Source organism: Desulfogranum marinum (assembly GCF_963675105.2).
Taxonomy (GTDB): Bacteria; Desulfobacterota; Desulfobulbia; order Desulfobulbales; family Desulfobulbaceae; genus Desulfogranum; species Desulfogranum marinum.
This window is the reverse complement of the sequence record NZ_CAXXRO010000003.1, coordinates 432,346-452,041: the sequence shown is the minus strand read 5'-3', so window position 1 is coordinate 452,041 and position 19,696 is coordinate 432,346. Positions and strand designations below refer to the sequence as shown.

At 44.7% G+C, this 19,696-nt stretch carries 18 protein-coding genes and 3 pseudogenes; 14 read left to right on the top strand and 7 right to left on the bottom strand.

Annotated features, from left to right (window positions below):
• Window positions 1-72: 72 nt before the first annotated feature.
• The 4 genes and pseudogenes from ACHZCY_RS08795 to ACHZCY_RS08775 form a co-directional block, all read right to left on the bottom strand.
• The gene (locus ACHZCY_RS08795) at window positions 73-1,668 is read right to left on the bottom strand and encodes an IS1634 family transposase (protein WP_319548618.1); all 1,596 of its coding nucleotides are present in this window, start codon (window positions 1,666-1,668) and stop codon (window positions 73-75) included.
• Window positions 1,669-1,837: 169 nt separating this feature from the next.
• A pseudogene (locus ACHZCY_RS23600) lies at window positions 1,838-2,709 on the bottom strand (IS3 family transposase); the annotation flags it as partial.
• Window positions 2,710-3,045: 336 nt separating this feature from the next.
• The gene (gene istB, locus ACHZCY_RS08780) at window positions 3,046-3,774 is read right to left on the bottom strand and encodes an IS21-like element helper ATPase IstB (protein ID WP_319548616.1); all 729 of its coding nucleotides are present in this window, start codon (window positions 3,772-3,774) and stop codon (window positions 3,046-3,048) included.
• Window positions 3,767-4,066 (bottom strand): hypothetical protein, encoded by a 300-nt coding sequence (locus ACHZCY_RS08775; RefSeq protein WP_319548615.1) that lies wholly within the window; start codon window positions 4,064-4,066, stop codon window positions 3,767-3,769. Before ACHZCY_RS08775 ends, istB begins: the two co-directional genes overlap by 8 nt.
• Window positions 4,067-4,488: 422 nt before the next feature.
• Between ACHZCY_RS08775 and tnpA (ACHZCY_RS08770) the strand changes: the two genes are divergently transcribed.
• Genes tnpA (ACHZCY_RS08770) through ACHZCY_RS08750 form a run of 5 tightly spaced genes read left to right on the top strand, consistent with a single transcriptional unit; the run spans window position 4,489 to window position 7,928 of the window.
• A complete protein-coding gene (gene tnpA, locus ACHZCY_RS08770) occupies window positions 4,489-4,812 on the top strand; it encodes an IS66 family insertion sequence element accessory protein TnpA (RefSeq protein WP_319548614.1) in 324 nt (107 codons plus the stop codon).
• 14 nt (window positions 4,813-4,826) lie between these two features.
• Window positions 4,827-5,162, top strand: a complete 336-nt coding sequence (gene tnpB, locus ACHZCY_RS08765) for an IS66 family insertion sequence element accessory protein TnpB (protein ID WP_319548613.1) — start codon at window positions 4,827-4,829, stop codon at window positions 5,160-5,162.
• A gap of 58 nt (window positions 5,163-5,220) precedes the next feature.
• On the top strand, window positions 5,221-6,747 hold the full coding sequence (gene tnpC / locus ACHZCY_RS08760) for an IS66 family transposase (RefSeq protein ID WP_319548612.1): 1,527 nt from the start codon (window positions 5,221-5,223) through the stop codon (window positions 6,745-6,747).
• A gap of 48 nt (window positions 6,748-6,795) precedes the next feature.
• Window positions 6,796-7,110 carry a transposase gene (locus tag ACHZCY_RS08755; protein ID WP_319548583.1) on the top strand — a complete coding sequence of 105 codons (315 nt, stop codon included), beginning with the start codon at window positions 6,796-6,798 and terminating at the stop codon, window positions 7,108-7,110.
• A complete protein-coding gene (locus ACHZCY_RS08750) occupies window positions 7,068-7,928 on the top strand; it encodes an IS3 family transposase (protein WP_319548584.1) in 861 nt (286 codons plus the stop codon). The genes ACHZCY_RS08755 and ACHZCY_RS08750 overlap by 43 nt, the downstream gene beginning before the upstream one ends.
• Before the next feature lie 506 nt (window positions 7,929-8,434).
• Here the strand turns inward: ACHZCY_RS08750 and ACHZCY_RS08745 are convergent.
• The 3 genes from ACHZCY_RS08745 to ACHZCY_RS08735 form a co-directional block, all read right to left on the bottom strand.
• Entirely contained in the window at window positions 8,435-9,478 is a 1,044-nt protein-coding gene (locus ACHZCY_RS08745) for a FemAB family XrtA/PEP-CTERM system-associated protein (protein WP_319548611.1), read from the bottom strand.
• Window position 9,479: 1 nt separating this feature from the next.
• Window positions 9,480-10,580, bottom strand: coding sequence for a glycosyltransferase (locus ACHZCY_RS08740; protein WP_319548610.1), 1,101 nt, complete (start codon window positions 10,578-10,580; stop codon window positions 9,480-9,482).
• Between the two features lie 62 nt (window positions 10,581-10,642).
• Window positions 10,643-11,458, bottom strand: coding sequence for a class I SAM-dependent methyltransferase (locus ACHZCY_RS08735; RefSeq protein ID WP_319548609.1), 816 nt, complete (start codon window positions 11,456-11,458; stop codon window positions 10,643-10,645).
• Window positions 11,459-11,724: 266 nt separating this feature from the next.
• On the opposite strand from ACHZCY_RS08735, the gene ACHZCY_RS08730 reads away from it, so the two are divergent.
• The 9 genes and pseudogenes from ACHZCY_RS08730 to ACHZCY_RS08690 all read left to right on the top strand — a co-directional run bounded on the left by ACHZCY_RS08730 (window position 11,725) and on the right by ACHZCY_RS08690 (window position 19,646).
• On the top strand, window positions 11,725-12,936 hold the full coding sequence (locus tag ACHZCY_RS08730; protein WP_319548608.1) for an ISL3 family transposase: 1,212 nt from the start codon (window positions 11,725-11,727) through the stop codon (window positions 12,934-12,936).
• Between the two features lie 31 nt (window positions 12,937-12,967).
• Window positions 12,968-13,060 (top strand): annotated as a pseudogene (locus ACHZCY_RS08725) (transposase); the annotation flags it as partial.
• 71 nt (window positions 13,061-13,131) lie between these two features.
• Window positions 13,132-13,338, top strand: a complete 207-nt coding sequence (tnpA, locus tag ACHZCY_RS08720) for an IS66 family insertion sequence element accessory protein TnpA (RefSeq protein ID WP_394713381.1) — start codon at window positions 13,132-13,134, stop codon at window positions 13,336-13,338.
• An 89-nt stretch (window positions 13,339-13,427) separates the two neighbouring features.
• Window positions 13,428-14,900, top strand: a complete 1,473-nt coding sequence (locus tag ACHZCY_RS08715) for an ISKra4 family transposase (protein WP_319548607.1) — start codon at window positions 13,428-13,430, stop codon at window positions 14,898-14,900.
• On the top strand, window positions 14,845-15,390 hold the full coding sequence (locus tag ACHZCY_RS08710) for a transposase (protein WP_319548606.1): 546 nt from the start codon (window positions 14,845-14,847) through the stop codon (window positions 15,388-15,390). The genes ACHZCY_RS08715 and ACHZCY_RS08710 overlap by 56 nt, the downstream gene beginning before the upstream one ends.
• A gap of 342 nt (window positions 15,391-15,732) precedes the next feature.
• Window positions 15,733-16,023 (top strand): hypothetical protein, encoded by a 291-nt coding sequence (locus ACHZCY_RS08705; protein WP_319548605.1) that lies wholly within the window; start codon window positions 15,733-15,735, stop codon window positions 16,021-16,023.
• Window positions 16,024-16,026: 3 nt separating this feature from the next.
• Window positions 16,027-16,836 (top strand): reverse transcriptase domain-containing protein, encoded by an 810-nt coding sequence (locus ACHZCY_RS08700; RefSeq protein WP_319548604.1) that lies wholly within the window; start codon window positions 16,027-16,029, stop codon window positions 16,834-16,836.
• An 821-nt stretch (window positions 16,837-17,657) separates the two neighbouring features.
• Window positions 17,658-18,973 (top strand): annotated as a pseudogene (ltrA, locus tag ACHZCY_RS08695) (group II intron reverse transcriptase/maturase).
• Window positions 18,957-19,646, top strand: coding sequence for an RNA-dependent RNA polymerase family protein (locus tag ACHZCY_RS08690; protein ID WP_319548601.1), 690 nt, complete (start codon window positions 18,957-18,959; stop codon window positions 19,644-19,646). The pseudogene ltrA and the gene ACHZCY_RS08690 overlap by 17 nt, the downstream one beginning before the upstream one ends.
• Window positions 19,647-19,696 lie beyond the last annotated feature (50 nt).

Genomic DNA, 19,696 nt, shown 5'->3' with positions numbered 1-19,696 from the left:
TGCCTACATCATTGCAGTATCTTTTTTCACGGCCTGGATGCCAAAAACCTTGCGGGGACAGGCAAATGCAAGCTATTCCATAGTAAACTTCGCTCCAATGGGTAGTTCATTTAATTGGTAAAAATGGTGACCTGGCGTTGCGAACTCTGTCGCTTGTATTTTACTCAGGACCAACCGGATTTTTCGCCAGGGCTTATCACATGTCAACTCCGCTACGCGCTCTATAAGGAGAGCCAGCACACATATTTTTACATGCGACTCGATACGATTCGGTAGCCAGTGATACATTGGCATCATTTTGATCTGGGTCTTTTTCAAGGAACGAAAGCAGCGCTCAATAACCATAAGCCCCCTATACCCGCAGGCGGCATCTTCGACGCTTATGTTTTTATCATTGGTTTCCAAAACCCATTTGCCATCATATTTTGCAGCCTCCTTGATAGCCTTACGATCGATACGGATCGTGTCGTGTCCCGTGATGGTAAGATAACGCTTGAATCGTCGTGAAGCCAACAGCTCTATCGCCCATTTATTATTAATCTTTCGATCTTTATGCTTGGAGATTTCCTCCTCAAGCATGGCTACTAATTCTTCTCGATGCAAGGCCTGCCTTTTCGCTTCCTTGGGATTGTAGCAAAGGATGTAGCGCTTGCCATTTTCGAGTAAGACCTCCTTAGCCTGAAGACTTTCAGATATCTCTCTAAAACGGCCAGGGGTAGAAAGTACTGTTTGCTTTACTTCACTCACACTTGCCATCCTGGTTGCCAGGAGATATGTTCCGCAGGCTTTAGCAAGTTCTGTGCGATTATCTGTTGAGTTCATGCCTGAGTCAGCAACAAACAGTGCACGCCCAAGATTCCAGCCACGGAGATCCTTTTTTATAGTCTCTACCGTGCTGACATCGGCAGTATTTCCTGGAAAGACCCAACTTTTGACTGGTATACCTTCCCTGGTGACGGCCAGGGCAACGATAATTTGGGGTGCCCAGAAACCTTCCTTGGCATGGCCATACTGACGGAGCCCGTCATCCTCGTCTTCATAGTCGATGGAAAAGGATGCAGTGGTGGTGTCATAAAAAATAATATCCACTGATAAGTTCAGAAGATTTGCAACCTGGTGAAAAATCTGCTTTTCAATTTCCTCCGCATTTTCATGCAGAATATCCATGGCCTCATAAAGCTGGCGTAGTTTGAAATGACCACACTCAGGCAGGTAAACCGTATTGAGCCACCTCTCCCACACTACGAGCTTAGATTCCGGACAACAAAGGCGATTGGCAACCATCGCCAGTATGGCTTTATCGTAATCGACGCCCTTGTCATGGGTTGCTTCACGGATAACTTTACCGATCCCAAGCTGCTCCCACAGTTCTGCTATGACGCGGACAGTTCCGTATTCTAATGTCCTGAGTATCTTGACATCGGCAGGTAGGCCTCCCTTTGAACAAGCCGCATCCAAAGGATCAATAACCTCAACCCCACAGACCCTGGCAATGGATCGGCACAAGCGGACAAGTTCATCTCGATCAAGTTCATCAGCCCTGCCGAAGCTATGGATGATCTTGGCTGTAGTCCGTTTGGTCTCTGGGTGTCGTACGTTATGGGCGAGCTGGTAATATTTGGTTACCGAGCCGTCTTTGTTCTTTCGTTGTGTTGTTCGCAAGTACATGATTGCCTGTTAAAATAACACAACATTCTATATTAACAAGTGTAAATCAACATCGCGTGTGCCCACATGCTTCGACCATTTTGAAGGGCTCAAAAACAGCAACTCCCTAAAGTTACTGGAAAATAAAATTTGCATTGATCAAAAATGTGCCTACATTCCGAAAACGCAAGTCTGAATGAAAGATTAGTCCAGACTCAGGACGACGCCGTCCAATTGCCATCTGCAAGGCTTTTGAAATAAGCCCTTGTGTCATCCGGCTACTCATGGACCAACCAACAACCTTCCGGGAATACAAGTCGAGAACGACGGCAAGATACAGCCATCCTTCTCTGGTCCAGATATAGGTGATATCAGAGCAGTAAATGACATCCTTTCTGGTAACGGCAAACTTGCGGTTCAATAAATTGGGAGCAACAGGGAGTTTGTGCCTGCTGTCTGTCGTCACTTTGTATTTCTTTTTCTGCTTTGCTTTTACTGTTGCCAGTTTCATCAACGTTGCAGCTTTGGCGCGACCGCAGGGATCACCCGAGGCGGTGAGTTCTCTAGACATCCTTCTGGCGCCATAGGTTCCACGGACTTTCTGGTGGATCTCTTTTACCTTGGGAATGAGCCGGTCTCGCTCAGCTTCTCTGCTGGATTTATCTCGGGAAGCCCAAGAGTAAAATCCACTGCGACTCACTTCCATAACCTTACATAACAGGGAAACAGGAAATGCCTTCTTCTCGATATCAATGAATTGATACCTTATCCCTGTTCCTTTGCGAAGAAGGCTGCTGCCTTTTTTAGGATTTCACGCTCCATTTTGAGCTGCTTGTTCTCTTTTCTGAGCCGCTTCAGTTCTGCTTGCATGGCAGTCATATTATCAGATCTACTACTTCTTTCAGATGGATTTTCAATTTCCCTTTTCCATCGGCTAAGCTGGTTTGCATTGACTCCAAGATTTCTGGCTGCCTCGGCAATACTGTACCCTTGCTCGGTGATGAGTTTTACCGAGTCTGCTTTAAATTCGTCGCTGAACTTTCGCCTTTTTCTTTTACTCATTGAACACCTCCTTAAGGATTTAAAATCACTCTTAAGAAAGTGTCCATTACTTTCCTACCACATCAAGTTTTGGCTCTGGGGTGAATGTGTTACACTTTTATTCTAACCCACGTTTGCAAGGTTGGCAGGTCAACTTCTGTCAAACATTATGTCTAAGGCTAACGGTATCGAGCCGTACAGTTATTTGCGGCATATTTTTGTAATCACCGGCCAGTAAACCAGCCAAAATCACCGTTTTTTCCCCAGCCACTATTCCCACAAGACGCACCTGTGCATCCGGGAACGATCGATAGGTAACATTTCCCCCTTGATGTAAACTGATTGTGTTTTTTTAGCCTATACTCTCTTTCGATAACTTTTTCCCTCCATAACAAGGACCTCCGAGTTATAAACGAGCCGGTCGGCAATCGCTGTTGCAACAGTTGTGCTGTCAAAGATGTTCCCCCATTGAGCGAAAGGCAGGTTCGTCGTTATGATGGTCGACTTTTGTTCGTGCCTGGCGCTGATTACCTGGAAGAACAAGTGTGATCCCTGTTGACCGAGCGTGAGATAACCGATCTCGTCACACACAAGGACGTCCGGAGTTTGATATGTTTTGAGTTTGGCAAGCAACGTGTGGTTTTCCTGGGCGGATACAAGCTGATTGATCATTTCCATTGTTGAGGTAAACAGCGTTTTTATACCGTTTTGGGTAGCTGCATAAGCAATGGTTTTCGCCAACAGGCTTTTGCCGACACCAGGGTTGCCGATAAGGATGATATCCATTTTGTTGCTGATAAACTCAAGATCCAGTAGCCGTAAAATTGTGGCTTTTTGTTTTTTTCGTGATGGATGGTAGTTGAAGTCGAACTGGTCGATGGTCGGTTGTTCCATAAGCTTCGACTGTTTAAAACAGCGATTGATTCGTGCAATACGCCGTTGTTCGATTTCGAGATCAAGCAAGTTGTTGATGGTTTGCTGAGCAGAAAGATTTTTCTTTGCACTTTGCTCCAATATCGTTTCAACATTTTCGGCGCAATGTTTGAGGCGCAACTCTTTGAACTTCTCTATGATCTCGTCACTCATTGTTTTTTCTCCTTTTGAGGATAATGGCATCGTATTCTTCCAGAGCAGGGGTTGTGAGGGTGATGTCATTGAGTTCCTCCTTCTTGAGCTTGACCGGCTGGTGAGTAGTAGCAGGTGTCATCTCCTGGTACAGAATATTGCAGACATAGTCTGCACCAATCACCTTCTTCTCGAGGGACTTTTTCAAACCGCAGAGGAGTGATTTGTCCCCATATTCATCTCTCAGATTGTTTTGTTGCCACAAGAGCTGAGCTTCCCGCTGATCACTACAATATTCCTGATCTGTACTCATTTTCTCCCGCTGCCATTTGCGTTTTCGCTCCTTCTGGCATTCCGGTTCCCCACAATATCTCTGGTTTTTGACCCTTGGATTTCTCCGCTTAATCCGCCTGCAACAGGCGCATCGAAAAGTGGCCTGTTCCACTTGCACCTCCCAGGTTTGAGGATTTTATTTTTTGAAAAGCAAGAATAATGAGGAAATGAAAAGAAAAAGCGGAAGAAAATCCACTTGATATCCATCAAGAGGGAAGAAAAAAGTGAGAAAATGGAAGAAGAAGCTCAGGTTGCTGGAAATGCGCCGGTTAATTTGGTGGACTTTCGGGCCGGAGATTTTGGCTGGGAAGTATAACGGTAAGCGGGAATTTAACCGCATCTGTATTTTGACTTCGAGCTATGTCATGTTTATCTCCCGATCAACTCATACGGAGGCATCACATGACAAACCGTGCTCATAAATCTCGTTTTTGGAAAGCGCATGTTGAAGCGCAGGCAAAAAGCGGCTTGAATCGCGCCGATTACTGTCGTCAGCATGAACTTTCCTACCACACGCTGACGTATTGGCAGAAAAAACAGAGACGACCAGCTATCTCACATACCCCTCAACTCATACCAGTCCCGGAAAAAACCATCCAGACTGCACTCTCACCTCAGGGCGGGGACATGCGTGTAGTGTTGGCCAACAACATCAGGATCGAGTTAAGCAATAGTTTTAGTAGCGATGCCCTCGCCAGACTTCTCCCACTTCTCGCGAGTCGGTAATGCTGTTTTCTGCCATGCCTGTGCAAGTTTATCTTGCTCCCGGGACCACCGACATGCGGAAATCAATCAATGGCCTTTCTATGCTTGTTGCCGACCAGTTTGAGCTTGATCCCTTTTCCGGACACCTATTCTGTTTCTGCAATCGCAGACGTGATATCGTCAAGATTCTGCTGTGGGATCGAAACGGATTTTGCCTGTACCATAAGCGGCTTGAGAAAGATCGTTTTCAATGGCCGCAAAGCGAGCAGGAGGTGATGAGCATATCAGGACAATCATTATCCTGGCTGCTTGACGGTTTATCCATTGAGCAGGTTGATGCCCATGAACGCCTCATATTTGACACTGTATAACAGTTTATTTTGTTGAGTTAATCGATGATAATTCAGGTAGATGTGTTATAATTTTTTCATGAAATTTGAAGCTGCCACATTACCGGATTCACCAGACTCTCTCAAAGAAATCATACTCGATTTGCAGGACAGGATTGAGGGACTAGAGACGTCTCACCAAAAAGAAACATCCATCCTGTATGAGCAGCTACGTCTTCTTCGGGCCAAACTTTTTGGCCGTACAAGTGAAAAGATCCCACCGGACAGCACTGTTGAGCTTCTACCTCTGTTCGACATGCCTGAACCGGAGGGAGAAGAGGCTGAATCGGAAGAAATCCCAGTTAAAGGGCATCAGCGCAAGAAAGGGGGGCGTAAGCCGTTACCTGCTGATCTTCCCCGTGTGGAAAAAGTGCACGATATTGCAGATAGCGAGAAGATCTGTGGTTGCGGATGCCCGTTGACCAGGATCGGGGAAGAGACCAGCGAACAATTGGATATAGTACCTGCCAGAATGCAGGTAATCCGCCATGTCCGGCCTAAATATGCCTGCAAGTGCTGCGAAGGTGCGCTGGATGAAGGGCCGACCGTCAAAATTGCCCCTGTCCCGCCGCAGCTTATCCCAAAATCCATAGCCACAGCCGGTCTACTTGCCTTCATCATGACCGGGAAGTTCATAGATCATCTGCCTTTTTATCGGCAAGAGAAACAGTTTTCCCGTCTTGGGGTTGAAATATCGCGTTCCTCCATGTCTACTTGGGCCATGCAGGCCGCACAGGCATGCACCCCGCTGCTGAATCTGCTTCACGATGAACTGCTGGCGGCAAATGCCATCAATATTGATGAAACTACTGTACAAGTGCTCAAAGAACCCGGTCGCGACCCGACTTCCAATTCCTATATGTGGGTCTTCCGCCGAGGCGATCCCGACAAACAGGTTCTTTTGTATCAATACCATCAGACCCGTGCCGGAGATGTTGCTGCCGATTTTCTAGGCGAGTATACCGGATACGTGCAGACTGACGGCTATAGCGGCTATGACTTTTTGGATAAAAAAGAAGGCGTGACCCATATCGGCTGCTTTGCCCATGCCAGGCGCTATTTTGCTGATATTATCAAGGCACGGGGCAAGAAAGGGAAAAGCGGCAGTGCGGATGTGGCCGTATCCTATATCAGAAAATTGTACAGGCTGGAGACGCAATTCAGGGAAAACGACTTGCCGCCGGAAGAGATATATAGGCAACGACAGGAATATGCCAAACCGATCTTGGATAGTTTTCATGAATGGCTCGTGAAGCAGTCAACCAGAACTCTTCCCAAGGGATTACTTGGCAAGGCGATTACCTATTCGCTTAATCAATGGAAACGGCTGATTGGATATATAGAGGACGGCAATCTTGCCATCGATAACAACATGGCCGAAAATTCTATCAGGCCGTTTGTCCTGGGCCGGAAAAACTGGCTCTTCGCTGGGACACCAGAAGGGGCTGAGGCAAGCGCTGCACTGTACAGCCTTATCGAAACAGCTAAGGCTAACGGTATTGAACCGTACAGTTATCTGAGGCACATTTTTGAGGAAAGAAGTGGTGCCGCCAATCCAGACCAGTAGCTAAGTTAACATTTCTGTAGTTCCTCAACCATGTTAGAATGAGGAATTATGAAAAAGCAAAGACGGAAACACAGTGCAGAATTCAAGGCCCGAGTGGCATTTGAGGCTATCCAGGGCTTGAAAACCCAGAGTGAAATAGCCAAGCAGTTTGAGATCCATCCGATCATGGTCGGCAAATGGAAAAATGAACTGCTTGAGCGAATGCCGGAGCTGTTTGAAGGCAAAAGAAAGCAAGGACAAGGTGGGACTGACAAGGAGCGACAGCAGCTCGAACGCAAAGTTGGCCAGTTGACGATGGAGGTCGATTTCCTCGAAAAAAAGTGCGAACAGTTGGGAATTCCCGTGAAAAAGCCAAACTCGTAGAGCGGAATTGTCAACTGAGCATTCGGCGTCAATGTGAGTTGCTGGGCATTCCACGTTCGGTTGTTTATTACCAGTTATCTGGTGAATCTCCAGAGAATCTTGCGTTGATGGAAAATATCGACAAATTACACCTCGAAGACCCGGCAGCTGGCAGTCGTAGGATGTTCAAATATTTACGCCGATTAACGGGCAAACAAATTGGTCGTCGAAAAGTCCGTCGGTTGATGCGGGTAATGGGGGTTGAGGCTATATACCCCAGAAAACGAACAACTATTCCTGGTGGACCGGAAGGAATTTTCCCATATCGTTTGCGAGGGCTTACAATTTCTCGCCCCAATCAGGTGTGGTGTGCTGATATCAGCTATATTCCAATGCGTAGAGGCTATGTGTACCTTTTCGCTATAATGGATTGGTATTCGAGGAGAATTATAGACTGGGAGATTTCTACAACCTTGGACACCGCTTTTTGCATCCTGTGCCTAAAACGTGCTTTAAATGATTTTGGAGCACCGGAGATCATGAACACAGATCAAGGCTGCCAGTTTACCTCTGAAAAGTGGATAGACTGTTTGCAGGATGCAGGCGTTACGATCAGTATGGACGGCAAGGGAAGATGGGTTGACAATGTGATGATTGAGCGTTTTTGGAGAAGTATTAAATATGAAGATATATACCTGAAATCATATGAGAACCCTAAACAATTGACGCAGGGGATTGCAGCTTATGTTCTCCGGTACAACACCATTCGTCCCCATGAATCACTCGACGACAAAACCCCGGATGAGATATATCGGGGAGAAGTAAAAAAAGCGGCCTAAAAAAACTCCCTCTTCCCCGCGGGGAAGAGGGAGGACACATGGAACTACGAAAATAACTTAGAACTCCATGGTGTTGGTCTAAAGAACGAGACCACTTCTGAACTGCCTAAAGCTCAATCACTGCAGGATTATGAGGCGCTGTTGCCTTGGAATGCAAAAGAACCTATCAATACCCTCGCTGGGTAAAGAGGGTGTAGTTCTACTGGCGCTTACGTATAACGGTGGTTACATATTTTCGAGGAACTGCCGAAAGCTCAATCACTGCAGGATTATGAGGCGCTGTTGCCTTGGAATGCAAAAGAGCCTATAACTGCCCTCACTCTGCGAAGTTGGGGGTGGTTCTTCTGATGCTTACTAAATACCGGATGCTCCCAGTCAGTTCTATTTAGGAGAAGAGAGAAGACCGCCTGTCGGAATTGGTTTGGCCTGTCGGAATTGGTTTGCAGGGTGCACTTCCTGTAACGCTTGCGGTACTTAAACAGTCAGGGCAACATCGAGTGTCGTGGTTAGTTTATTAAATTTTTTCTCAAATATGGTCCAATAATATTGGTTATCCATACGGGAGTATGCTTCCAGCAAGTTATCATTGGAGCAAACGATTCGCTGTCCTGATTCAAAAAATCAGTTGATTTATTATTTAACGACATTATTTCCCAGCAAAGTTGGAATCTTTTAGCTTTCCATCTTTTTTTAAAATGATATGTACCTGAATTTATAGAAGACCTACCAAAATCGAACAAACGGTACCCTACCTTTCCATGATCTGCCATCAGATGCCAATAAAGTAAGATGTTTGGATATAAGTGGAAAAATTTCTTCCTAGAAGAAACCCAAGGTAAACTAACAGTCTCTTTATATTTAAGATACAGGCCGCTAGCAATAACCGTGTCGTTAACATCTCGAACAAGTATGATCCCAGAGTTTTCTGGCAAATATTCAAGAATAGAATTAAAGAAACGCTTGGAATGTACCGGAGATCCCAAATCTCTCATATTTGCAGACCATATTTTATAAAATACATCGAGGTCACTCTTTTTGCCATAGGAAACTGATAAGCCAAGTTTATTAGCTTTTTTAATCCTGTTTCTTCTTTCAGAGCCAATTCTTTGCCACAAAACTGATTCGGATCTATCTAACTCCATTAAAAATGAAACTTTATTTTCATACGTACTACACTCTGAAATCTTCTTTTGGGAGTGCCTATAAATTAAATCATGTGACCCTGTATCCTTTGCAATATTAGCAGCATACTCATGCAGCTTTTGCGAAACGTTTTTGTCGACACTTAAAATGCCACCGTAATCAAGAAATGGCATAGAAACGAGGTGCCTACCAAATAGAACGCTACTTATTTGAAACAATGGCAATATTCCTTCAATATTACCTTCAATACCAGTTGAATAAATATAGAAACTTTTTAGATTGTAACTGTCCCTCAATATATTTTTCCATTCATACAGATTTTCTATTCTCGCCTCTGATTGATCATTGACAAAACTATTCCATTCATCAAAGAACTCTCCGTTATGTATTTCTATTTTTCCCTTCATGCTATTTGCTTCTTACGTTCCATGTTGAATTGATCTCCTTCTTAAAAGACTTGACAAAACCCACAAACATTGCACAGTTAATTTCTATAAAATTTGACATCATACATATGTAGGGCAACTTTATTTTTAAAAAATTTGAAAATGATCCAATCAAACATATTGTATAGAATATTATTTGCAAAATTAACAATTCTCTATAACTTGAATAAAAGGTAGCCTGAATTAAATTTATTGCAAAAAAAAGAAAGAGCCAGACAATTGTTATCCACCTCATAGCCTTATGTCCAGTATAGCAAATAAGAGCTTTGTAGTTTTTATTAACTATCAAGTTTAAAAATTCTTTCCTGAAAATATATGCTGACTGAGTCGTTATCCTAATCTGCCTGTTAATTTCGTTTGCGAAACTCTCATCACTCTCCTCGTATGCAAGTGCATTTTTTTGAAAAACCACTTTATATCCACGATTCGTGATGTTCATTGGATGGTAAAAATCATTTATGTATGCATTGGGAATCGTTTCAAAAAGCTCTCCCTTGATAGCATAAATAGCACCATCAGCACCAGCTAGAGAACCAATACGGCTTTCGAGTTTTTTTAGATAAAATTCATACTTAGAGTATAGCCCTAATGTATTGAATTCTCCGTTGGTTTTTTTATATAATTGTAGACCACTAACCAAGCCAACCTTGGGGTCGGAAAATGGTCTTGTGAGTTGAAAGATAGCCTCCTTTGTAAAACAGGTATTGCTATCTGTAAAAATTATTATCGAATTATTTACCTCCCCCAGACACATATTGAGTGCACTGGTTTTCCCGAGTCTTTTTTCTTGTCTGACAAGCTTGACCCTGTTTGACTTGATTTGCTGGACTAATAAATCAGTTTTATCTGAAGATGCGTCAGAGATAACAATTATCTTTGATTTATCGGGAGGATAATCAGAGGATAAAAAATTATTAATTCTATTTAAGATGTGTTTTTCCTCATTGTAGGCACTGACTAATGTTACAGTTCTTGGGAAAAAAGAGTAATTGCTATTTTTTTCTTCTCGGGCAAATAAGCATAATATCATCAATATTGCGGGATATAAAATATAACTTGCCATCGCCAATATTAAACAACCAAACATCGTAAAATCAAGCATGTTAAAAAAGTTAGCTATTAGTGTTAATTGACATCTTTATCCTTTTGAGCGGTTACAAGCAAGGCTGATCCTAATTTATGCGATGTTTTTTTGACATCAACCCACCCTAAAAAAAGCAACAGAGGAAAAAAAAGAAGAAATATTATTGGATTCGGCTTGCTGTCACCAATAATAAAGAAAAGATCGAAGGCTCTAGTGCCAGGCCAGCCAAAAGTGTATTTAGCCTTTACATTGACAAACCCTTCATCCCTAAGCATTTTCTCTATTTGTTGAGGACTGTACCCAGGTCTCACATGGCCCGAATCTTCGAGTGTGATTGAATATTTTTTATCTCTTTTGCTAACAGCTTTTAAGTGGGGGTATTGAGGATTTGAAGGAAATGTTAGTACCAGCCTGCCGTCAGGGGCCAGCGCTTGGTAAAAATTCCTTATTACTTGTTGATCTTTTTCTATATGTTCCAATACATCCATGTTAGTTATCAAGTCATAGCTAGCTTTTTTATTTAAGGCCGTCAGATCTCCCTGATAAAATGAAATATTTTTCAAATCTAAAAATTCATTATTTTTTTCACACGCTTCAATATTAACTACTTCATACTCAACACCTTCAACAAGCCAATTAGGATTACGGTTCGCAAGGAAAAAACTCATATCGCCCTTACCAGAACCTGCATCAAGATAGCGGACTCCGTCTTTGTTTAGCACCTCTTCTTCTCTTAAATATTTAAGAACATGATTTGCGCGTATGCGAGCAGGGATATGTATTTCTCCAAAGATTTTATAAGCCAAGCGCTTTATTTTTGTTACTTGTATGTAGTGTTTATGAGATCCATATTTCATGATAATCAGATTCGTGCTAAGGTTACCTTTTGACATAATAGAGATAGTTTCATGTGTGAATTACAAATTTTCCTTAATAAAATATAGCATAACACATATCCTGTGTAAGTCTGCTAATAATATGAGTGAATCGCCCCGGTATTGTCGGAGGCTCCAAAATCTGGGTCTTTGTCATAGTTGCGGGAGATAGAGAGGGGTTGACTGGCTGAAATGTTTGTCATATCAGATAACTGCTTAGATTATTTGATAGACAAAGGTTTTCAGTTATGTCCAGCCACCCCTCGTTACGCCCTTTATATGATTTTTCAGGTTGGGTCGTCCAGCAAATTCAGGTGACGCCAACTATCGCTGTTGTAAAGCTTCATCGAGACAAGAGGCTCAATGTTTACTGCCCCCACTGTATCCGAAAAGCCTCAGTGAATAAAAAAGTTATGCAAAGCGCATATGATCTGCCCATAGGCCCAGTCAACTTGGTTCAGGTACTCTACGAGGCACTGCAAGGGTATTGCAGTGGTTGCAAAAGTTATTTCACCCTACATCCACCGGGGATTGACGGCTACGCCCATGCAACCAAACGCCTCATGCACTATGTGTGCAGATTATGTCGTTTTATGCCAGTGAACAAGATCCAGGTTTTCCTACCCATTTCAACCAGTACTGCCAGAAGATGGGATAAGCGAATACTGGCCAAGTACTTGCCTGATCCGGACCTGGATAAGCTGCGCGTCATTCTGATCGATGAGAAATCCATAGGCGCCGGCCACCAGTACATGACTGTTGTCATCAATGGCGAAACCGGAGAGGTCCTCCATCTGGCAGAGGGAAAGAAAAAAACTTCGCTGGAATCATTTTTCCAGAAACTTACCCCAAAACAGATCAAGAACATCAAAGCCATTGGTATCGACCGTGCCGGAGCATATAAAAGCGTTATCCGGCAATATGCCCCCAAGGCACAAATCGTTTTTGATAAATTCCATATCGTCGGCAACCTCAACACAGCCATTGATGAGGTACGACGATCAGAGTGGCGAAAGGCGAACAAAGAGGATAAGCAGTTCATCAAAGGGCAGCGCTTTAATCTTCTTCGCAATGGCGACAAGCTCAAGGAGCATCAGTGTGATGACCTGGCCCGTCTTTTTGAGGCTAACGAGGCGCTTTTTCAAGCTTACCTCCTCAAAGATGCATTCGCCACTCTCTGGACTTATGTTCGACCAAAATGGGCCTCAAAGTTCCTCGACAACTGGATCGAGTGGGCCAAGGAGACGGGGTTAAGGCCATTGATCAAATTTGCCAAAGGCGTAGACAGGGATAGAAATGAAATCTTGGCCTGGATCAAGCATCGGGTTACCTCGGCTAAACTCGAGGCATTCAATGCCACAATCAGCAGGATCGTAAAACGAGCATGCGGGTACCGTGATCTAGATTACCTTTATCTGAAAATTAGGCAGGAGGCCTCGCCCCCTGTTCCGCAACTATGACAAAGACCCCAAAATCTGAGAATATGGAGCCATGAATACCAAAAAGAGATACAGTCCCGAGGTAAAGGAGCGTGCTGTTCGACTTGTCCTTGAACATCAAGGGGAATACCCTTTTTCTTCTGTCCTGATGTAAGCGTTAGAAGGTAAGCGACTTAGGAACATCATCTTTTCATCTTCTTGCCAACATGTTTCAGTATGCCCCCAATTCAAAGGAGGCATACCATGTTACCAGAGACCAGGGAAAACCAGACCGAATCCAAAGCCGACTTTTGGCGGCGGCACATTGAGAACTGCAACAGCAGTTCCCTCACCCAAGCGCAATACTGTCGCCAGCACTCCCTAGCATGGGTGCATCCGACGTTTATGGAATGCGTAAACCGAGCACTCTTAAGGGTGATTTAGTTAGTAATTTTAGATATTTGAGCTAGCTTTTTAGTTCAAAGGCAAACGCTTTTATGGTGTAATACTCTGCAAAATCAAGAGGTTATGCCATGGCGAGAGCGCAAAAAGCACAGGTTTGGAAAGAGAGCTATAAAGACATGTACGATACAAGTCTTGATCGAAAAATTGATCATATTATCCAGTGTGTTGATGCGCTTAATAATACCCTTTTTGAGATAATCGAAAACATTAGAAATAAGTACCCTGCAATAGACCCAGAACTGGTTCAGATTATTGTTCAAGGCGAACTTGGCAGACACATCACCTCGCCAGCGTGTAATGATTGTGGTTCCAGGGTGCATAAGAAATATGACAATAAAAGAGAATGCGTTACCACAATTGGAACAATAACAATTAACTGCCCGTATTATGTCTGCCCAAAATGCAAGGCTGTTCATACCCCATATGAAGATGCTCTTAATCTCAGGGATGGTAAGTACCAATATGATATGCAGAAAATAGCAGCCCTTTTCGGTGCCAAGGAAACTTTTGAGGAAGCTGCAGAGATGATGAACGAAATATACCGTTTTGATATTTGTGCGGATACAGTGCATAAACTTACCAATCAGGTCGCCTCGGAAATCAGCCTTGCCGAAATTACTCCAACTGCCGAGGAAGTTGCTCAAATTGTGGAGTATATCTCTGAAGACAATTACCGCCGACCTGTACTCGTCTTTTCTGCTGATGGTGCCATGGTACCGATCAGGACAGAAGAAAAAGGGCAGCCCCACTGTTGGCGCGAGGCGAAAGGTATTCGTGGTTACCTGCTCGACAAAGATAAAGTTGTCCACCTTTTAAGCTGGCATCAAATCAGTAACGTCAATGAGTTCCGCGAATTTCTGGCTGGCCTGAGGAGACAGGATATCATTCCACTGGACAAAGTTCGCCTGTGTTTTGTTGGTGATGGAGCGAAGTGGATATGGGACTGCGTCAAAGAGTATTTCCCTGAATGTCGGCAAGTTCTCGATTATTATCACTGCTCAGAACATTTACATGCTTTTGCCAAAATTCACTTTCCTGAAACAGAAAAGGCCCGTTCGTGGATAGAACAAACCAAGGTGCGCTTGTTTCATAATAATGCTTCTCACGTGATCGCTGGGTTGAACCGGATGAAGTGTAAAACTGCAGAAGCAAAGGCAGAGCGGGGCAACTTGGTCAACTATCTCAAAACAAACAAGGTTAGAATTGAGTATGGCCGCTTACGGCGTGGTGGCTATCCGCTTGGCAGTGGCGCGATAGAGAGTGCTAACAAGTTTATCAGCAATATCCGTCTCGAGAGGTCAGGCGCTTGGTGGAAAGTTGACTATGCCAACAACATCTTGAAACTACGCTGCGCCAAGTATAACTCAAAATTTGATTCGTTCTTTGATCAGTATGAGAAAAGTGTGCAGGAAAAAAGGGTCTCACGAGAGCAGAGGATGCGGCGTGTTAAATGGTTCCATAAACGTCGGATGCACCCAAGAAGAAATGGCTTTAGCCAAAGCCTTGCATCAGTGCAGTGGAGAGTCGTCCAGAGTATTTAAAGATTTTTGTTACAGCACCTTGCAAACCTGGCGATGGCAACGACGCGTTATAGGTAAGGCTGAGTATCTTGAGAAAGGTGAAAACCCCCGTTTTATTGTCACTTCCTTTAACAAATACCAATACGAAGCGCAGGATTTGTACGAAAAAATGTATTGCGTGCGTGGTGACATGGAAAACAGGATTAAAGAGCAGCAACTGATGCTTTTTGCAGCCCGAACCAGTACCAGCAAGATGCGCAGCAATCAGATACGCCTCTATTTCTCGTCGATAGACTATACTGTTCTTCAGGCCTTCCGACGGCTTTGCTTGGCAGAAACAGAAATGACCAGAGCGCAATGTGATACAATCAGACTGAAAATGTTAAAAATTGGTACAAGAATCCGGATCACAGTGAGAAAAGTATGGATCATGCAGGCAACGGGTTATCCGTATAAAGATCTTTGGGGTCAGATTCTCGCCCGATTAGCTTGCTTGCCTCTCCGGGTATAAGATAGAGCACCTTGGAAAAACGTGACGGCGGAGCTATGCCATTTTGAGCCCCTTGCCCCTCCTTTAGAGGGCAAAATAGGTGATTCAAGCTAACAATTATCAGGATCTGGCAAAAAAAGGTCACCTTATGGTGGATATCGAGGATTCAAGGCTGGCTGGTCGGTGAAAAGATGGCCAACCCTGAATGTGATGAGAAATCCGGGCGTGCGTCCTGAAAGCTGTGAATTCTCCAAGTTGGTGAAAGGCCAACCCGGTAACCCAATGGCATGGGACCGGTAACCGAGTCTTGCGTGGGCGTCAGTAATGGCGTGTGCGAAGCGTAGATAGGAAGGATAACGAGGTATGAGGGTAAACCCCGAAATTTTCATCGTTGAAGGCGCCGACAGTTTCGCCTGGACTGGCAGGCAATACCGATCGCATAAATGCCTTGTGCGTAAGGGTCTTCCGGGGGCAAAGGCTCATGTCGAGTATCCAGGGAGAACCACGGAACAGGAGAGGCCCATAAACAACCATGTTGTGGTCGACATGGACGTTGGTAAACAAGGGAAGACCGGAGTGAGCCGATGTCAACGGTTTATGGGAGTCGGACTCTCTCATAGTAGTGTTGAAGACCATGAAGGAGGCGTACGCTGACGAATGGGACGAGCGAAGGGGAGAGCCGTGCAGGGAACCTTGTGGAATGAACAGATACGCCATACTCAGAAATGGGAAAGTGTCTACCCGCAACTTCGCAAGGTGCAGGAAAAAGCGAGAGCAAGCAAAAAAGAGCAGTTTACGAGTCTGGCTCATCACCTAAAAGTACCGTTGCTAGAAGGTGCCTATAGGCGTCTTGAGGCACAAGCGAGTCCTGGCATCGATGGTGTTAAAAAGAAGAAGTATGGGCAGAAGTTGAGGGAGAATTTGTGCGCTCTCCATGACCGCCTGAAAAACATGACCTATCGTGCCAGCCCTGTGAAGCGAGTGTGGATAGACAAAGCAGACGGTGGCAAACGTCCTCTGGGACTACCAACAACAGAGGATAAAATCGTGCAGTGGGCGGTAGTTGAAGTCCTGAACTGTATCTACGAGGAGGATTTCCTTGGGTGCAGCTATGGGTTTCGTCCTGGTCGGAATCAACACCAGGCTCTGCGTGCTTTGCAGACAGTACTGCAGAAAGGACGAGTAAACTGGGTGCTGGATGCGGATCTATCGAAGTTCTTTGATACAATTGACCACAAAGAACTGGTGGCCGTTATCGAGCACCGTGTTAAGGACCGCAATATACTTCGGTTAATTGGGAAATGGCTTTCAGCTGGTATCGTAGAAACAAATGGGAGAAGAGTTCGCTCGAAGGTTGGAACTCCGCAAGGGGGTTTATGCAAAGCTTTGCATAAACCGCCTTATGCAAAGTTCACGATTATGCAAAGTAAATTGCTAATGATGCATAATTGCTACAATTCTATTTGATTTACTTTGCATAATACCACAACAACTCCAAGCATGAGAGCCAGAAAAACAACACGAAATCCTTCTCTCAATGCCTTATTTTGTATAAAAAGATGGCTCCATCAGTAATTTTTGAGCATTTTAGCCAGCTATCGTTAACGGAGATTATGCTAAGTAAATTGAAATGGTTCCCTTGAATCATATGGATAATTATGCCTTACTTTGCATAATTACTTACTTTGCATAAGGTGGGGTAATATCTCCGCTTCTTGCCAATATCTTCCTCCATCATGTTCTTCCTTTGTCTATGATTGGCGGCAGAAGGAGGCCATAGGGGAAGTTTATATAGTACGATATGCAGATGACTGTGTGCCACGAAGGCACGCACGGGTGTTCAACACCCAGTGCAGCTATGCTGCATAAAAGATGAGGGAAGGCCCCTCGAAGCCGCCATACAGGTGGAGGCTTCAAACCACCGTAAGCTGCGTCGGTAAAGAGCCGGGGTGGTGAGCGTTACGGAAAAGGCAAGGCTTGACCTTGTCAGGTGAGTATCATGGAGACGAATGTGAATGAACCATTGCTGAAATGTCGAAAGCGTAGGGATGAGAGTCAAAACCAAGGGCTGGTCGTTACCTTGGGATAAGTCTGGCGGATACCTGCTTACTGGCCAGATGACCTCCGGCATGAAGATGGCGTGAACTTGATATAGGCTTTTATGCGGAACGTGGGAACCTGTCGCTCTGCTGCTAAGGGAGAAACACAAGTGGAAGCCCCACAAGTGTGAGAGTACTGATGCAGAGCACAGGGACGGAGCGACCCGTAGTAGTGGTGAAGGTTCTGTAATGGAACTGGAGCGAAGGGGAAGCATCGTCCAGCTTGAAGTAAAGAAGACAACTGGAAACAGGAGGATCGGATTGAACCAGGCAAAGCCGTTTTATATTTCCAAACACGAGGTATGGGAAGCATATAAACGGGTTAAGGCTAATAGAGGAACTGCTGGTGTCGATGGTCAGTCGATAGAAGAGTTTGAGATAGATTTGCAAGATAATCTCTACAGGCTCTGGAATCGTATGTCCTCCGGCAGTTACTTCCCGCCACCGGTCTTACGGGTTGAAATACCCAAAGACGATGGCCGGATGAGGCCGCTTGGAATACCAACCGTGTCAGATAGAATTGCCCAACAGGTTGTAAAGCAGCAATTGGAGCCGGAGTTTGAGAAACACTTCCACCCCGACTCTTACGGCTATCGACCGGGTAAATCGGCTCTGGATGCAGTTGGCCAGGCGCGTAAGAATTGTTGGAAATACGACTGGGTTTTGGATCTTGATATCAAAGGATTTTTCGATAATATCGACCACGATCTTTTGATGAAAGCCGTACGTTGGCATACGGATGAAAAGTGGGTTCTCCTGTATGTAGAGAGGTGGCTGAAGGCCCCGATTCATATGATGGATGAGACTCTTTTGTATCCGGACAAAGGGACTCCGCAGGGGGGTGTTGTCAGTCCTTTGCTGGCCAATCTCTTTTTACATTACGCATTTGACAAATGGATGGAACGGGAGCATTCGTCCATACCATTTGAAAGATATGCGGATGACGCAGTTTGCCACTGCAAGAACCAATCTCAGGCAGAAGGCTTGAAGGAAAAGCTGAATCAACGCATGAGGGAAGTTGGCTTGGAGCTACATCCTGAAAAGACGAAAGTTGTCTATTGTAAGGATGATGACCGGCAAAAAGAATATCCCTGCACCAGCTTTGATTTTCTGGGCTATACGTTTCGTGCCCGGAGATCCAAGAATAAGAGGGGGAAGCACTTTATCAACTTCAGCCCTGCAATCAGCAATAAAGCCGCTAAAGCAATTCGAAAAACCTCACGTCGTTGGCACTGGCCCAAGCGTAGTGACAAGAACCTGGAAGATTTAGCCCGGATGTTCAATCCAATCATTCAGGATGGATCAACTACTATGGTCGTTACTACAAATCTGCTTTGTACCCAACCTTGAAGTGTCTGAATCGCCGATTGGTGACCTGGGCAACAAGGAAATATAAACATCTACGAGGACATCGCCGAAGGGCAGGGCATTGGTTGGATCGTATTGCGCGAAAGCAACCTAACCTATTTGCTCATTGGAGATTACTCTATGCAGCGGCTGGATGATAGGAGCCGGATGAGCGGAGACGCTCATGTCCGGTTCTGTGAGAGCCTGAGGGGGAAGTTCCCTCGGGCTACTCGACTTGTTATTTGTTTTGAAAGAGAAGAAGATGCACATGCCTTACTTAAGGCGCTGACTGAGAGATTTGTGAGGTACAAACTCACTCTCAATCGGGAAAAAACTCACCTCGTCCGTTTTGGGCGGCAAAGTGGGGGGCCTGGAGGAAGAAAGTCAGAAACATTTGATTTTCTGGGGTTTACCCATATTGCCGGAAAGGATCGAAGTGGTCGTTATCTGGCTCAGCGCAAAACCTCTCGCAAAAGCTTTAGAAGGAGTATTAAGGCTATATACGAATGGTGTAAAGTTAATCGTCATCAACCACTTTCTTTGCAATACAAGGAGCTGTCTCTCAAACTGAGTGGTCATTACGAATACTATGGCATTCGAGGAAACTACGATGCTTTGTCTCGTTTTCGGCAGAGAGTCTGGAAACTTTGGCGACTGGCGTTAATGCGCCGTAGCCAGAAAGTAAATCATAAAAGACTCTATACACTCACAGTTGAGACTTTTAAGCTTCCATTACCCAGAATAACACACTCTGAAGGCTGGCTCCGGGTGAATCCGGGTTACCTGCTCGGAAGAGCCGGATGCGGTAACGCCGCACGTCCGGTTCTGTGAGGGTGAAATTCAGTAATGAATGATCTACTCGACTAGGCTTCTTTGAAATG

Coding starts and splice junctions, on each gene's coding strand:
- ACHZCY_RS08795 (WP_319548618.1), bottom strand. CDS start 1,668: ATGTACTTGCGAACAACACAACGAAAGAACAAAGACGGCTCGGTAACC.
- istB (WP_319548616.1), bottom strand. CDS start 3,774: ATGAGTGACGAGATCATAGAGAAGTTCAAAGAGTTGCGCCTCAAACAT.
- ACHZCY_RS08775 (WP_319548615.1), bottom strand. CDS start 4,066: ATGAGTACAGATCAGGAATATTGTAGTGATCAGCGGGAAGCTCAGCTC.
- tnpA (WP_319548614.1), top strand. CDS start 4,489: ATGACAAACCGTGCTCATAAATCTCGTTTTTGGAAAGCGCATGTTGAA.
- tnpB (WP_319548613.1), top strand. CDS start 4,827: ATGCCTGTGCAAGTTTATCTTGCTCCCGGGACCACCGACATGCGGAAA.
- tnpC (WP_319548612.1), top strand. CDS start 5,221: ATGAAATTTGAAGCTGCCACATTACCGGATTCACCAGACTCTCTCAAA.
- ACHZCY_RS08755 (WP_319548583.1), top strand. CDS start 6,796: ATGAAAAAGCAAAGACGGAAACACAGTGCAGAATTCAAGGCCCGAGTG.
- ACHZCY_RS08745 (WP_319548611.1), bottom strand. CDS start 9,478: ATGAAGGGAAAAATAGAAATACATAACGGAGAGTTCTTTGATGAATGG.
- ACHZCY_RS08740 (WP_319548610.1), bottom strand. CDS start 10,580: ATGGCAAGTTATATTTTATATCCCGCAATATTGATGATATTATGCTTA.
- ACHZCY_RS08735 (WP_319548609.1), bottom strand. CDS start 11,458: ATGAAATATGGATCTCATAAACACTACATACAAGTAACAAAAATAAAG.
- ACHZCY_RS08730 (WP_319548608.1), top strand. CDS start 11,725: ATGTCCAGCCACCCCTCGTTACGCCCTTTATATGATTTTTCAGGTTGG.
- tnpA (WP_394713381.1), top strand. CDS start 13,132: ATGCCCCCAATTCAAAGGAGGCATACCATGTTACCAGAGACCAGGGAA.
- ACHZCY_RS08715 (WP_319548607.1), top strand. CDS start 13,428: ATGGCGAGAGCGCAAAAAGCACAGGTTTGGAAAGAGAGCTATAAAGAC.
- ACHZCY_RS08710 (WP_319548606.1), top strand. CDS start 14,845: ATGGCTTTAGCCAAAGCCTTGCATCAGTGCAGTGGAGAGTCGTCCAGA.
- ACHZCY_RS08705 (WP_319548605.1), top strand. CDS start 15,733: ATGAGGGTAAACCCCGAAATTTTCATCGTTGAAGGCGCCGACAGTTTC.
- ACHZCY_RS08700 (WP_319548604.1), top strand. CDS start 16,027: ATGGGACGAGCGAAGGGGAGAGCCGTGCAGGGAACCTTGTGGAATGAA.
- ACHZCY_RS08690 (WP_319548601.1), top strand. CDS start 18,957: ATGCAGCGGCTGGATGATAGGAGCCGGATGAGCGGAGACGCTCATGTC.